The organism is Chryseobacterium sp. UNC8MFCol (genome assembly GCF_000482305.1).
Lineage (GTDB): Bacteria > Bacteroidota > Bacteroidia > Flavobacteriales > Weeksellaceae > Chryseobacterium > Chryseobacterium indologenes.
The window spans coordinates 1-13898 of sequence record NZ_AXUZ01000013.1 but is presented as its reverse complement, the minus strand read 5'-3'; the positions used below and the strand labels follow the sequence as shown (position 1 = coordinate 13898).

The 13898-nt window shown below is 36.7% G+C and carries 14 protein-coding genes and 1 rRNA gene; 4 read left to right on the top strand and 11 right to left on the bottom strand.

Annotation, left to right across the window (positions count from 1 at the left end):
• Positions 1-4: 4 nt before the first annotated feature.
• The 3 genes from M030_RS0107135 (at position 5) to M030_RS0107125 (ending at position 2936) form a co-directional block, all read left to right on the top strand.
• On the top strand, positions 5-451 hold the full coding sequence (locus M030_RS0107135) for a GatB/YqeY domain-containing protein (protein ID WP_027372870.1): 447 nt from the start codon (positions 5-7) through the stop codon (positions 449-451).
• A gap of 455 nt (positions 452-906) precedes the next feature.
• The gene (locus M030_RS0107130) at positions 907-1317 is read left to right on the top strand and encodes a BrxA/BrxB family bacilliredoxin (RefSeq protein ID WP_027372869.1); all 411 of its coding nucleotides are present in this window, start codon (positions 907-909) and stop codon (positions 1315-1317) included.
• 104 nt (positions 1318-1421) lie between these two features.
• Entirely contained in the window at positions 1422-2936 is a 1515-nt protein-coding gene (locus M030_RS0107125; RefSeq protein ID WP_027372868.1) for a GH3 auxin-responsive promoter family protein, read from the top strand.
• Positions 2937-3026: 90 nt separating this feature from the next.
• On the opposite strand, the gene M030_RS0107120 is transcribed toward M030_RS0107125, so the two are convergent.
• From M030_RS0107120 to M030_RS0107075, 10 genes are all read right to left on the bottom strand, one after another.
• Positions 3027-3473: a hypothetical protein gene (locus M030_RS0107120; RefSeq protein ID WP_027372867.1), complete on the bottom strand. Its 447-nt coding sequence runs from the start codon at positions 3471-3473 to the stop codon at positions 3027-3029.
• Positions 3474-3500: 27 nt separating this feature from the next.
• Entirely contained in the window at positions 3501-3860 is a 360-nt protein-coding gene (locus M030_RS0107115) for a hypothetical protein (protein ID WP_027372866.1), read from the bottom strand.
• Positions 3861-3864: 4 nt separating this feature from the next.
• The gene (locus M030_RS0107110) at positions 3865-4836 is read right to left on the bottom strand and encodes an endonuclease/exonuclease/phosphatase family protein (protein WP_027372865.1); all 972 of its coding nucleotides are present in this window, start codon (positions 4834-4836) and stop codon (positions 3865-3867) included.
• 74 nt (positions 4837-4910) lie between these two features.
• The gene (locus M030_RS0107105; RefSeq protein WP_027372864.1) at positions 4911-5900 is read right to left on the bottom strand and encodes an endonuclease/exonuclease/phosphatase family protein; all 990 of its coding nucleotides are present in this window, start codon (positions 5898-5900) and stop codon (positions 4911-4913) included.
• Between the two features lie 9 nt (positions 5901-5909).
• Positions 5910-6638 (bottom strand): rhomboid family intramembrane serine protease, encoded by a 729-nt coding sequence (locus M030_RS0107100; protein ID WP_027372863.1) that lies wholly within the window; start codon positions 6636-6638, stop codon positions 5910-5912.
• A gap of 5 nt (positions 6639-6643) precedes the next feature.
• Entirely contained in the window at positions 6644-8431 is a 1788-nt protein-coding gene (gene mutL / locus M030_RS0107095; protein ID WP_027372862.1) for a DNA mismatch repair endonuclease MutL, read from the bottom strand.
• Positions 8432-8741: 310 nt separating this feature from the next.
• On the bottom strand, positions 8742-9569 hold the full coding sequence (locus M030_RS0107090) for a YoaK family protein (protein WP_027372861.1): 828 nt from the start codon (positions 9567-9569) through the stop codon (positions 8742-8744).
• A 33-nt stretch (positions 9570-9602) separates the two neighbouring features.
• On the bottom strand, positions 9603-10097 hold the full coding sequence (locus tag M030_RS0107085; protein ID WP_027372860.1) for a hypothetical protein: 495 nt from the start codon (positions 10095-10097) through the stop codon (positions 9603-9605).
• 300 nt (positions 10098-10397) lie between these two features.
• Positions 10398-11801 carry a sensor histidine kinase gene (locus M030_RS0107080; protein ID WP_027372859.1) on the bottom strand — a complete coding sequence of 468 codons (1404 nt, stop codon included), beginning with the start codon at positions 11799-11801 and terminating at the stop codon, positions 10398-10400.
• A 3-nt stretch (positions 11802-11804) separates the two neighbouring features.
• Positions 11805-12515: a response regulator transcription factor gene (locus tag M030_RS0107075; protein ID WP_027372858.1), complete on the bottom strand. Its 711-nt coding sequence runs from the start codon at positions 12513-12515 to the stop codon at positions 11805-11807.
• 241 nt (positions 12516-12756) lie between these two features.
• Between M030_RS0107075 and M030_RS0107070 the strand changes: the two genes are divergently transcribed.
• Positions 12757-13326, top strand: coding sequence for a helix-turn-helix domain-containing protein (locus M030_RS0107070; RefSeq protein ID WP_027372857.1), 570 nt, complete (start codon positions 12757-12759; stop codon positions 13324-13326).
• 442 nt (positions 13327-13768) lie between these two features.
• On the opposite strand, the gene rrf is transcribed toward M030_RS0107070, so the two are convergent.
• A 5S ribosomal RNA gene (gene rrf / locus M030_RS0107065) occupies positions 13769-13876 on the bottom strand.
• Positions 13877-13898 lie beyond the last annotated feature (22 nt).

Genomic DNA, 13898 nt, shown 5'->3' with positions numbered 1-13898 from the left:
AACCATGAGTTTAGAAAATACTATAAGCGAAGCTATAAAAACAGCGATGAGAGAAAAGGACAGAGTTGCTTTAGACTCTCTTCGTGCCGTAAAATCTCAGATTCTTCTTCTACAAACAGAAGCAAGAGGAGCTGAAGTTTCTGTAGAACAGGAAATTGCCATTCTTCAAAGAATGATCAAACAGAGAAAGGATTCTTTTGAACAGTTTTCCGCCCAAGGCAGACAGGATCTTGCTGAAGTGGAAGAGGCACAAATGAAAGTGATCGAAAAATTCTTACCCAAGCAACTTTCTGCTGAAGAACTGGAAACAGAAATAAAAAATATTATTTCAGAAACCGGAGCTGAATCCATTAAAGATTTAGGTAAGGTAATGGGAGCAGCCTCAAAAGCATTAGCCGGAAAATCAGATGGAAAAAGTATCTCTGATATGGCTAAAAAGCTGCTTTCTTAATGGAGTATATGTTTTTGATTTCGGATTGATTCCGTATCTCATCAACATGCATTTCATTATAACTTAAGGATATTCAACCTTTGCATATCGATTTGATTAAAGAAGCCCGGAACTTTTCAGTTCCGGGCTTCATTTTTTAAATATTCAAATTTGTCGGTCAGTTTATTCAAAACTGAAAAAAAAGAGTCAATTTGCTGTCATATTTCATACAGAATTAAGTGGGTTGATTGCCTGAGGGAAAGCAGTAAATGTTTTTTTCATGGTCTTTTGTTTTTCAGAATCATTTCAAATTTAATAAATATATATCATTATTCCTAATTTAAATTCACTATTTTTTGAATATAATTACAATATTAACATTTACTTAATTTTATCTGGCTAAACGATTGATAGTTATTATATATTGAACAAACGTAAAGAATTACGTAACTTTGTCGTGATAAAAAACAAAATATATGTATCCAACAGATTTAGTAATGCCTATGAAGGCTGAACTTACAGATAAAGGTTTCCAGGATTTAACAACTCCTGCTCAGGTAGAAGATGCCTTAAAGCAGTCAGGAACTACATTGTTAGTGATCAACTCCGTTTGCGGATGTGCTGCAGGAGCAGCAAGACCAGGCGTTGTATACTCGTTAACCGGAGACAAAAAGCCTGATCATTTAACAACTGTTTTTGCAGGATTTGATACAGAGGCTGTGGTAGAGGCTAGAAAACACCTTGCTCCATTCCCTCCAAGTTCCCCTTGTGTAGCTCTTTTTAAAGACGGAGAATTGGTTCACATGCTGGAAAGACACCACATTGAAGGAAATCCTGCCGGTGCTATCGCTGCAAACCTTCAGGCTGCCTACGACGAATATTGCTAGAAACAATACATCACATACTCAACCGTTACATAATTTGTAACGGTTTTTTTATTTAAGCCCATAAAAAATTCTCTGAAAATTCAAATATTATTATATTTGTTGAAATGGCAACCAAAGCACTTTTTAATACCGTAGTCAATTGGTTTATCCGTCAAAGGATAGATCAGATACAAAATTTCATGAATCATCCGATTGAAACACAGAAGGGTATTTTATTTTCCCAACTATTTCATGCTGAAGATACAGAATATGGTAAGCAATACGGATTCAATTCGATCTCAAGTTATCAGGATTTTAAAAATAAGGTCCCGATAGTGACTTATGAAGACTTCGAACCTTATATTGAAAAGGCAAGACAGGGACAAAAAGATGTAAGCTGGCCAGGATACATCAAGCATTTTGCAAAGTCTTCGGGAACCACCAATGCTAAAAGCAAGTTTATTCCTATTTCAGCAGAAAGCCTGGAATATTGCCATATGAAAGCCGGCAAAGATATGGTTTCCATTTATGCCAATAATCACCCGGAAAACCAGCTCTTCAATTATAAAAACCTGAGGTTAGGCGGAAGCTCTGAACTGTATGCAGATTTTAACACCAAATTCGGCGATTTATCTGCTATCTTAATAGACAACCTTCCTTTTTGGGTAGAGATCACGACGACTCCCAGTAAAAAGGTTTCATTGATGGGGGAATGGGAAAGCAAGCTTAAAGCAATCACTTCTGAAGTAAAGAACGAAGATGTGGGAAGTATTTTAGGAGTTCCGAGCTGGATGATGGTCCTTCTGCAAAGAGTATTGCAGGAAACCAATGTAGGAAGCATATCGGAACTATGGCCTAATTTAGAGGTATTTTTCCACGGTGGAATCAGTTTTAAGCCCTACAGGGAACAATACAGGCAGATCATCGGAAAAAACATCAATTACTACGAAATTTACAACGCTTCCGAGGGCTTCTTCGGAATACAGGACAGATCAAACAGTGATGAGATGCTTCTGATGCTTGATTATGGAATATTCTATGAGTTTATTCCCATGGATCAGTTTCATTATTCAAATCCTAAAGTGGTAAGTCTGGAAGATGTAGAAATCGGAAAGAATTACGCTATGGTCATTACTACCAATGGCGGTTTGTGGAGATATCTGATTGGTGATACCGTTGTATTCACCTCGATCAATCCGTTCAGGATAAAAATAACAGGCAGAACGAAGCATTATATCAATGCGTTTGGGGAAGAGCTGATGATCACCAATGTAGAATCTGCCCTTGCTAAGGCTTGTGAAGCTACAGGTGCCAGCATTACAGATTTTACCGGAGCACCGGTCTTTATGAAAGAAAACGAAGGAGGTGCCCATGAGTGGATCTTTGAGTTCAGCCAATATCCTGATAACCTGGACAGCTTTATCGATGTCTTTGATCAGCATTTGAAAACCATCAATTCTGATTATGAGGCAAAAAGGTACAACAATATGACACTGAGAAGACCGATTGTTCATATTGCGAAAGACAATTTATTTTATCATTGGCTTGAATCTAAAGGAAAACTTGGAGGCCAGAATAAGGTACCAAGGCTGAGCAATGACAGAGAATATATTGATCCTTTATTAGAATTGAACAGATAAAAAAGAAGGCAAGGCTGGAAAACAGCGGACGTCTCGCAATTTATTCTTTTTAGAAAAATAAAACCCGCAGCTTTCAGCTGCGGGTTTCTTTTATTTACTTAAATCTTCTTTTAATTTTTTGGCTGCATCTTCTACTTTTGCAGCGCTTTTCCTTGCCGCTTCTTTTGCATCTTTACCTGCTTCCTGGGCTCCGCTTTTAATATCTTTTCCTACTTTATTAGCTTCCGTTTTGATATCCTGACCGGCTTTATTAAGGTCCTGTTTTGTCTTATCTGCCGTGGCATCAATTTTATCCTTAGCTTTTTGAGCTGCATTATCAATTTTATCCCCTGCCTGGTCTAATTTTGCATTGACATTTTCTTTAGCTTCATTCACTTTGGCTGAATCAACAAGATGAGGAGAAGACTCCGTAACAGTTGTTGTTGTAGTTGTCACGGTACCATCCGCATTTTCTACCTGTTCTGATTTTGTTGTTGATTTGGTACATGCTACAGCGAATACGGAGATCGCCAAAGCGGTTAAAATTTGCTTTTTCATATTGTATATTTTTAAAATGTTTTTAAATTATTCTGTTTTAGATTCGGCGGTTGGTTTTTCAGAAACCTTTTGTTTTTTTTCAGATTCTGCTTTTTTCTTTTCTTCTTCCAGTTTTTTCTTGTTCTCCTTGTCCAGCTCGTCTTTCAGCTTCTTTTCTTCTTCCTGAGCCTTCTTGGCCTGCTTTACAGAATCGAGATACTTTGGGGAAGACATTCTGATCTTTCGTGCAATATCCACGGAAACCGCCCCGTTAGAAAACGAATCAATGGCTGTAGTATCATAATGGGTTTTTACTTCCGGTTCCGCAGCAAATCCTGATGACTCTTTCTTGGAGCACGCTGTGAAAAGAACGGAAAAAATAAAGACCGCAAACAATAAATTTTTCATGGAACTAATTTAACAGAAATTCTGCAATTACAGGATAGTGATCCGATAATTCTACAGACTGATCTACTTTATAGCTCAAAGGTATAATGGATTTTGAGGTGAAAATGTAGTCTATTCTCAATGGAACTTTATAATCATGGAAACTGCTTGCACTTCCTTTACCAGCCACCATAAAAGCATCCTGAAGGTTTTTACCCAGATTATAATATTCATAGGAATTGGGAACAGAATTGAAATCACCCGCCAGAATCACAGGATACGGAGACATATCAATCACTTTTCTGATCTTTTTCACCTGATCTTCGTGAGCCTGAAAAGTAGGAATCATATGAGAAAGAAGTTGCGAAACATTTCCTATTCCAAAAGCATCCAGTTTTGTAAACATGGTCTTATGAAGTCTGAAAGGCTCCAGATAAACATTCACGATTCTAATAATTTTACCGTTGATATCCACATCTGCAAAGAAAGAGTTTCCTCTTGCATTGTCTTCAATAATTTCCGACTGTCTGATAATTTTATGCTTGGTTTTAAGAATCACCGAAGGGTATTTTACCAGGTCATGTTTTATCGCCCTGTTGGTATCTTTTTCCTGAACCAAAATAATATCAGGATCCTGCTCTTTAATGTAGTTTTTTATTTTGTCCCATCCATAATCGCCGTATTTTACATTAAAGGTCAGTACTTTAATATCACGAATGGTTTTAAGATTTTCTGTTTTAGGGGAAAAATTAACCCATCTTCTTATCGGATTGTAAAAAATAAGAGTACCTAATGCAAAAGCAATGGCAACTTTCTTCTTTTTAAAAATCCATATCATCGTAAGAATAAGGTGAGCCACTATCAGATAGGGAAAACCCAGAGAAAGCAGATTAAGATTCCCTAAAAGATTAGGCGGAATCCATGCATTCCCCAATGTGCATAGTAATAAAACAGCAACGACAATATGTATAAACAGTAGTATCTGATTCGACTTCATGAAAAAACGGTCTTGGTACGCGTTTTTTTAAGCAAAAACCCTACCAAGAACAAAATTTTTAACTCTTTTTATGATTATTTTGAATCGACAGCAAATTCTGCAATAACAGGATAATGATCTGAAAGACTGATAGAACGGTCTACAACGTAAGAAACGGCACGAACGGATTTGGAAGAAAAAAGATAATCTATCCTGATTGGAAATTTGTAATCGTGAAAACTTGTTCCGCTTCCTTTTCCTGCATTCAGGAAAGCATCCTGCAACCCCTCCGATACGTGATAGTATTCGTAAGAGTTGGGAACAGAATTAAAATCACCACCTAAAATAACGGGATAAGGAGAATTTTCAACAGCTTCGCGCAGAAATGCAACCTGCTCCTGATGTTTTTTAAAAGTAGGAATAAGTCTTTTGATAACATCTTTTACTTTCTGTTCATTGGTATCGGAGTTTCCGCTAAGCTTTACCATTTCTTTTTCAAAACGAAACGGATGCAGATACACATCAATAAACCTGTATATTCTGCCATTGATTTCTATATCAACTTGTACGCCCGGAATTCTCAGTTCTTCATCCTGCGGGTTTATCACCTTCTGGCTGATAATTTTATGCCGGGTGAGCACTGTAAAACCACCGAAAGGATTTACTTTTTGATATCCTTCTATTTCATAACCTTTCCCTTCTTCCTGCAAAAGGATAACATCGGCATTTTGAGACTTCAGATAAGCTCCAACTTGCTCCCTTCCCATACTTCCTGCTTTGGTATTAAAAGAAACAACCTTTAGTTCAGGAGATTCTTTTTTACCGGAAGTGTAAGTAACCCACCGTTTTACGGGGCCTAAAAAAGCCAGACCTGCCAGGATAAATACAAAAGCTCTTTTTTTCCAGCTGATAAGCCAGAAAAGCGTCAGTAAAACGTAGGAAATAATAAGCACAGGAAAGCCCAGCGAAAGCAGATTAAACCACGGAAATATTTTCGGCGGAATGTAAGCATTCAACAAGGTAGCCAGTAATAAAAAAAGAATTCCGAGATGTAGAACGAATAGTATTAGCCTGAAAATTTTCACAAAATTGTTTTAATTGAATCTGTACAAATGCTTTTTCCAATTTCGTGCCAACAGCCACCCCACGAGTGCTCCACCAACGTGGGCCAGGTGAGCAATTCCTCCTCCATTGCCTGAAACTCCCAGATATACAGAAATAACAATCACAATCGGTAATAAATATTTTACTTTCATCGGAACCGGAATAAACATAATTCCGATTTTTGAATCCGGATATAACGTTGCAAATGCTGCCACCACTCCGAAAATAGCTCCGGACGCTCCTACCATTGGAGTTGCTACAATACCTTTTAGACTTTCTACGAGTTCTTTTTGTCTGAGAACGGAATCTGCACTCCCTGAAAAATTCACTCCGGCTCCTGATAAATAAGCACTTACATTGAATCCCAATTGCTGTAATTCATTGGTAATCTGCTGAGCTTCCACAAAATTCCATAGGTTAAAGAGAAAAAAAGCACCGAGACCACTCGCAAAGTAGAGTATTAAATATTTTTTATCTCCCAATGTTTGTTCCAGAATAGGACCGAAACTGAATAAGGTCAGCATATTAAACAAAATATGCATGATACTTCCATGCATAAACATGTGGGTGATGATCTGCCATGAATGAAAAAAAGGAGAAAACGGATAGAATCCGGCCAGATAACCAATTATCTGATTACCCATTAATGAGGTAACAATAAAAACGATGACGTTAATAATGATAATATTTCTTGTAATGGGTGGTATATTATTAAACATATTTTTTAAAATTTGTTTTTAAAATCATTAAACGGAACTTCATAGAAGCATCTTTTCCCATCCGGTAAAAATTCAGGGAATCCTAATGCTGTAAAGTCTTTGATCACTTGCTCCGCATCTTTTTTATACAGAAAATCAAACCTGGATTTGGATTGCATTTTGTTCCATTGGTTATGATAATACTGCATAAATTCTTCTTCCGTCTTATATTCCAGAATTTCGAATAAGTTTTCCAGGAACTTCATTGCCTGCGTTTCTTTTAATCCTTCGGGAAGTGAATCTATCCTCAACACGCTTTCATGAGCAATTTTCATGTCAAACCCGAGTTCCGGAAGATATTTTTTGATTGAATTGTATTTATTTTTTTCAATCTCATTCATATGATACTCGAGCGAAAAGAGCAAAGCGTGGCTGTTTGTATTTGTTTTCCTGGTAGATTTATTACTTTCAGACACCAATAGTCTGTGCATTCTTCCAAGATCCAGCATCAGGGTTACATCTCCTTTATTGAAAAGCCAGTACCCGTTTGGAAGCCTCATAAGGTCTTCATCGAAATCTTCATCTTCAAACAAATTAATTTTCGAAGGTTCCGCGGTAATATTCTGATGGTACATTTCCGTAAGATTCTGGATTTCTTCCGGACGTACATTTTTTTCTTCTAAAAACGGGTTATAATCTTTATCTACAATAATTTCGGGCATCTTTATGACTCCGCCTCCGCCGCCATTTCCTTTACTGGGAACGGGTTTATTCATCATATGATCCAATTCAGGATCTCTGTCAAAATCCAGACTTGGCGAAACATTATAAATCCCCAGGGATCTTTTAATGGTAGAACGAAGTAAAGCAAAAATAAGGTGTTCATCTTCGAATTTCACCTCTGTCTTCTGCGGATGGATATTGACGTCAATCTTTTCCGGATCAAGTTCCAGAAAAAGAAAAAATGAAGGAACATAACCCGGCTGAAGCAATCCTTCAAAAGCTTCCTGAACTGCTTTGTTAAAATAAGGGCTTTTGAAATATCTTCCGTTGACAAAAAGAAACTGCTCGCCTCTGGATTTCTTGGCTCCTTCCGGTTTTGCTACAAATCCGTGAAGCTTGCACCAGATAATATCTTCTTTAATGGGAATCAGAAGCGGCTGAAGTTTTCTTCCAAAAACATCAACAATACGCTGCATCTGGCTTCCCTTTCTCAACCTGAAAACGGCTTCATCATCATGGAAAAGCGAAAATTCAAGATTTTCATGTGCAAGGGCTACACGTTGAAATTCATCGATTACATGTCTGAATTCGATATTATTATTTTTCAGAAATTTCCTTCTTGCAGGAACATTATAGAAAAGATTCTTCACTAAAAAGTTAGATCCTTCTGCTGTCTGCACAGGATCCTGAAACTGGAAAACTCCGCCTTCTATATAAATATTGGTTCCGATAGAAGTATCTTTCTGTTTTGTTCTCAATTCAACCTGGGAAACAGCTGCAATAGAAGCCAAAGCTTCACCTCTGAATCCTTTCGTGGCAATTTTAAAGATATCTTCAGTTCCTTTGATTTTTGAGGTAGCATGTCTTTCAAATGCCATTCTCGCATCGGTTTCAGACATTCCCTTACCGTCATCCACCACCTGAATAAGGTTCTTCCCGGCATCTCTGATAATCAATTCAATTTTTGTAGCATCGGCATCAATAGCATTCTCCAAAAGTTCCTTCACAATGGATGCAGGTCTCTGCACCACTTCTCCTGCCGCAATTTGGTTGGCTACATGATCCGGTAAAAGCTGAATAATATCTGACATAAAAACGTAAATCAACTTACAAAAATAGTCAATGGAAACGGGAATTAAAATACTAAAATCGTGATTTAAGATTTAATTATCAACATTTTTGCTGTATTTATCCCCATCCTGTTTTTTTAATCTTTGTAATGAAGGCCGTTATCAACTCGTTGTGTTTAATCTGAAGGTAACTATATCTGTAACATTCATAAAACATTCATAAAAACGGTGGATCGGCTGACCATTTTTTCAAAAAACGCCCCTATTCCATAAGGAAATAAGGGCGTACAGCTAGTTTATACAAAAAATTAATAGTGATGATCTCTTTATTTTAGTCTTCAAAGACCCATTTTCTCTTTTCTTCCTTTTTAGGAACTCCGTGGATCTTTTCATAGAGATAGGCCAGGAGATTAGGTTTTTTATAAATTCTGTTATACCTGTATTTTGTATTAAAGTGACGTACATGAATTTTATAAGCATCATATCCGATGACAATCAAAAGACATATACTGATTACGTAAAACACCCTGAATTCGAGATAATAATAGGTTAATCCTGAAAATACAGCTCCCAAAACATAAGCCAGCATGATACTGGACAGGAGTTTTGCCCTTCCAATCAGTTCTCCGTTCTTTCGGTATTTCTTCTGGGTAAACATGGATACCAGGATCCCAAGGTCAGTTGTTGTTCCGGTAAGGTGTGTTGTTTTTACGGAGAAGTTGGAAATACTTGCCGTCAAACCGTTCTGAAGACCCGTTGCAAAAAGCATCAGTGCTACCAGATATTCTGTTTCCTCCAATGTTTTCTGGTAATACAGCTGCCCGTATACTCCTACAAAAAGGAGACAGATTATTTCCAGTACAATCGGCATCGCATGGGCAAAATATTTACTTTTTTTATTGAAATTAATGACAATAAAGTTGGAAAGAAAACTTCCGAAGAAGAATAAAAATATCCATGCTCCCACGACGGCAACCTGTGTCCAGTTTGCTTTACTTATTTCTGCAGCCAAAATAGCATAGTGGCCTGTTACATTGGATGTAAAAGAAAGGAAGATTAACAGGGATGCAATATTTATAGTACCTGCTGTAAATGCAGTCAGCGTCCCCAATCTGATATTATCCCCCAGTGTCCTGCTGTTACTATAATTCCTTAACATTTTTTAGTTTTTAATTGGTTGATATGTGTTTTTTTAAACTTCTACAAAGATTTCTGCCAGCCTTCCTCTTTCAGGAACCCGCTCCTTGATTTCAACTTTTACTTCTGTGGAAGGCAGATCTTTGCATTTTTTGATGTAAGGAACCAGATCAAATTTTCCTTTTCCTTTGCTTTTAATGGATGAAGAGTAATAGGCTTCTTCAATATTTTCTGCCTTTACGTATTGGTTGAATGTTCTTTGAAAACTTCCCGTAAAAATGTCACAGATAATTTTATTGACCAGGTGAGGGTATTTGTTCTTGATAATTCCATAGGCATCACAGAACTCTGCGGGTCTTATTTTATTAAAAACCGATGTCTTTGTATTAAATAAAAGGTCTCTGATAGAATCTCCCGAATCATATCCTGATGTTAAAAGGATATTATACTGATTCTGGTCTTCCTTTGCTTCTTTTTCTTTTAATACTTTCTTTAATATGTTTAATGACTCTAGAGAGTAATCCGTTGCAATTAAAATTGTTTTAGTCATGTTCTATTATTTTGTTTTGTTGGATCTTTTTGATAATACAAAACTAGAACGACCAGATTAGAAGATCTTTGGAACAGAATTAAAATGTCATTAAAGAGATTAAAATGAGATTAGAAAATTATTAACAGGAATTAATACTGGCAAAAAAATGTATCGTAAAACGTAAAAACAGGTGGAAAAGCAGATCATAAAATAACAAAGCCTTCTATTATCAAATAACAGTAAGCATACTTTTGAGATTCAATACGGTTTGTTAAGTATGGGAAATGAGATGAAATTTTCGAAAATTATAACGCTGGATTACACACTTTCCTGTTGCATACTATAAAAATTAGGGAAACGCATCTGTACCGTAGTTCCCTGATTTTCATGTGAACTTACAACCAATTCACCATGGTGCATTCTGACAATGTTTCTGGCCAATGGAAGCCCTATTCCATAGCCTTCATAGTTTTTGGTATTGGAAGCTCTGAAGAACGGATCATAGATTTTGTTCATTTCCACTTCAGGGATCCCGATTCCGGTATCTTTAACGATAATATAGACATCTGTATCTGTGGCGCCCAGTGAAACCTTTACCTGCTGGAAATTAGAGTATTTACAGCCGTTACTGATAATATTGGCTACTGCAAGATGTAATAATTGCTCGTTACCCTGTACCTTAAGCTTTTTAGGATTATCCGGAAGCATGCTGATATCCAGGTAAATATTATTCCTTGAATCTATTCTTCTTAATGTTTCGATAACATCCCAAAGCAACTGATCGATCCTCACTTTATCCATTTTCTGGATTTTTCCGTCAAATCCCGTTTGGGCAATCATCAATAACGCTTTGATTTTTTTATCCAGCTTTTCCGCTTCATTCAGGATGATTTCCAGGGTTTCTCTGTATTCTTCGGGCGTCCTGCTGATGGAAAGAGCTACATCTGCCTCTCCCATAATGGAAGTCAACGGAGTTCTCAATTCATGGGAAACGTTACCAATCAGATGATTTTGGGTTTCAAAAGAAGTCTCAATACGGTTAAGCATCCCATTAAAAGTATCTACCAGCTCATTCAGTTCTTTATTGTCCGGTTGAGCTTCAAGTCTCAAATGCAGATTTTCCGAACTGATTTCCTTCACTTTTCCTGTAATTTTTAAAATCGGCCTAAAGAGTGTCTTCGACAGATAAAAGGAAAAGATCATACTGAAAAACAGCGAAAGTACAATACAGGTAAGGAGTGTTCTTTTCAGAAATCCGAGGTAGTAGACCACATAATGATTCTTTGCAGAAGCGATGGCAATATAATCCTTATGCTCATATCTGAAACTCTGGCCAATATAATAAAACTCTTTATCGTTATAATTAGCTTCTCCTTTTCTGATAATACTTTTAAAAAAAGAATCAGGGATATGAACTTCTTTCGATATTTTTTTAAAATTAGAATCGGCCGGAACAGCAAATACATAATCTTTTTCCATGGGTAACTCTTCGTCGTTCCGGTTGTTGAGAACATAATTCTCTGGAATATCCAGGTGATCTTTACCTTTCTCTATCTGAATAATAGTAGCCGTACGAATCTTCAATAGTTCATAAAATCTCTGGTGTGAAAAATTAACGATTGAAAAATAGACCAAACCACTGAACAGCAGAATAATGGCGGTAAAAACCAGCATTAAAAGGACCATCGTTTTGGTTTGATTTGTAATCACTCTGTTAAACATTCTTTAAGGTTTTTTCAAAACATATCCCATCCCAATCACGGTGTGAATCAATTTATTGTCTTCCTGATTATCCAGTTTTTTTCTTAAATAATTTACGTAAACATCTACTACATTAGTTCCCAATTCGTAATTGACACCCCATACGGCATCCAGTATTTCCGCTCTGGAAATCACCTTTTCCGGATTGTTGAGGAAGTATAATAATAATTTATATTCTGTAGAAGTCAGAGTAATATCTTCGCCGCTGCGGGTTACCTTTTTGGTATAATCATTTACCGTAAGATCTGAAAACTGATATACATGTTCGTTATCCGGCTCCGGTTCAATCGCTTCCGGTGTACCATTGGCAATACTTCTTCTCCGTAACAAAGATTTTACCCTGGCAACCAATTCAATAAATTTAAATGGTTTTACAAGATAGTCATCTCCTCCGCTTTCCAATCCCAGCACAATATTTTCTGAAGTTCCTAAAGCTGTTAAGAATAAAATGGGCACACTTTGATTTGTTTTCCTGATCTCTTTACAGACGTCCAGCCCATTCATTTCCGGCAGCATAATATCCAAAATTACCAGATCAAAGTCATTCGCCTGTACCAGTTGTACGCCCGTACGGCCGTCAAAAGCTACAGAAATCTCATACCCGTTTTCCTGAAGACCTTTTTTTATAAAAGATACTACGCTGGTTTCGTCTTCGATAAGAATAATTTTTTTCATAAATGAAATAAGGAGTTTCACAAAAATAGGGATTTTTTTTGGGGAAGACAGAATCCACTGAATACTACACCTGTTTTCCGAACTCAATTTAACCACTGTTTATCTTTCATCCATTTATTTTTCCAGCACCCACAATAATTTTCAATGAATTGATTCCGGGTACCATACAAACTCTATAGAATAATATTACCTTTGTCTTTCGTCCGATGACGAATAATAATTTTAGGTTAAACGCAACAGCATGAATGATTTTTTGATAGGTATCGGTAAAAGATTAAAAGATATTAGAAAAAAAAACAATCTAACGATTAATGAACTTGCATTCAGAGCCAACGTAAGCAATGGATTGGTCTCCCGTATAGAAAATGGAAGAACAATTCCTTCTCTTCCCGTTTTACTGGATCTTATTCAGTCTCTTGATATTGATGCAAGCTACTTTTTTGAAGGAGTAGAGAAAAAATCCAATGCAAAATTTATCTATGTACCTAAAGAAAGTCAGCAGGTTATTGAAAAAGAAGTGGAAGCTGAAGGCTTTAAATATATGCATATCTTCAGTAAAAGTTTACATTCTTTAGGATTTGAAGCAGTCTTGTTAACTCTTGAGCCCAATTCCAAAAGGGAAAAGGTAATTACTGATGCCTGGGAGTTCAAATTTATCCTGAAGGGACAAGTAAAGTATATTATTGATAATGAAGAAATCATCCTGAAAGAAGGAGATTCTCTATATTTCAACGGAAAATTCCCGCACGTTCCCGTGAGCATCAGCAATGAAAGCTGTATCATGCTCGTTCTCTATTTCTATACCGCCTAAAGAGTATAGATTATTTCTTACAACTTCAGTCAATAAATACCTTCCGTAAGCTATTGCCAGATATCCTGATATAATCTATTATAGTATTCTAATGTATCTGATATCTGACCCTCACAAAGAATATTAAGATCGCTCTCCCCATCAAAATAAGCTCGTTATTTTCGTCCGGAATAATCTTTAAAGGAAATACATCAAAACAAATAAAAAGTTGAAAATTGAGAGCTGAAAACGACCAACCAGGAATAATAAGACAGATTCCTTGGTATACAATACCAAAGAGCGTGATGTAAGATATTTTAGGTATCGGTATCTTTTACCTGATACTTCTATGCTTACTGTCTAGAGCCTGTTAGTTGTTACCTGTAAGCTATAACCTGCTTAGGTATAAAGCAAAAAAAAGTCTCATACATTGCTGTATGAGACTTTTTAAAAATAAAATAAAAACTGGCGGCGGCCTACTCTCCCGCGTTAGCAGTACCATCGGCGCTGGTGGGCTTAACTTCTGTGTTCGGAATGGGAACAGGTGAGCCCCACCGCTAAAACCACCCTAAAGGTTGTATATAAGATGTCAG

Coding starts and splice junctions, on each gene's coding strand:
- M030_RS0107135 (WP_027372870.1), top strand. CDS start 5: ATGAGTTTAGAAAATACTATAAGCGAAGCTATAAAAACAGCGATGAGA.
- M030_RS0107130 (WP_027372869.1), top strand. CDS start 907: ATGTATCCAACAGATTTAGTAATGCCTATGAAGGCTGAACTTACAGAT.
- M030_RS0107125 (WP_027372868.1), top strand. CDS start 1,422: ATGGCAACCAAAGCACTTTTTAATACCGTAGTCAATTGGTTTATCCGT.
- M030_RS0107120 (WP_027372867.1), bottom strand. CDS start 3,473: ATGAAAAAGCAAATTTTAACCGCTTTGGCGATCTCCGTATTCGCTGTA.
- M030_RS0107115 (WP_027372866.1), bottom strand. CDS start 3,860: ATGAAAAATTTATTGTTTGCGGTCTTTATTTTTTCCGTTCTTTTCACA.
- M030_RS0107110 (WP_027372865.1), bottom strand. CDS start 4,836: ATGAAGTCGAATCAGATACTACTGTTTATACATATTGTCGTTGCTGTT.
- M030_RS0107100 (WP_027372863.1), bottom strand. CDS start 6,638: ATGTTTAATAATATACCACCCATTACAAGAAATATTATCATTATTAAC.
- mutL (WP_027372862.1), bottom strand. CDS start 8,431: ATGTCAGATATTATTCAGCTTTTACCGGATCATGTAGCCAACCAAATT.
- M030_RS0107090 (WP_027372861.1), bottom strand. CDS start 9,569: ATGTTAAGGAATTATAGTAACAGCAGGACACTGGGGGATAATATCAGA.
- M030_RS0107085 (WP_027372860.1), bottom strand. CDS start 10,097: ATGACTAAAACAATTTTAATTGCAACGGATTACTCTCTAGAGTCATTA.
- M030_RS0107080 (WP_027372859.1), bottom strand. CDS start 11,801: ATGTTTAACAGAGTGATTACAAATCAAACCAAAACGATGGTCCTTTTA.
- M030_RS0107075 (WP_027372858.1), bottom strand. CDS start 12,515: ATGAAAAAAATTATTCTTATCGAAGACGAAACCAGCGTAGTATCTTTT.
- M030_RS0107070 (WP_027372857.1), top strand. CDS start 12,757: ATGAATGATTTTTTGATAGGTATCGGTAAAAGATTAAAAGATATTAGA.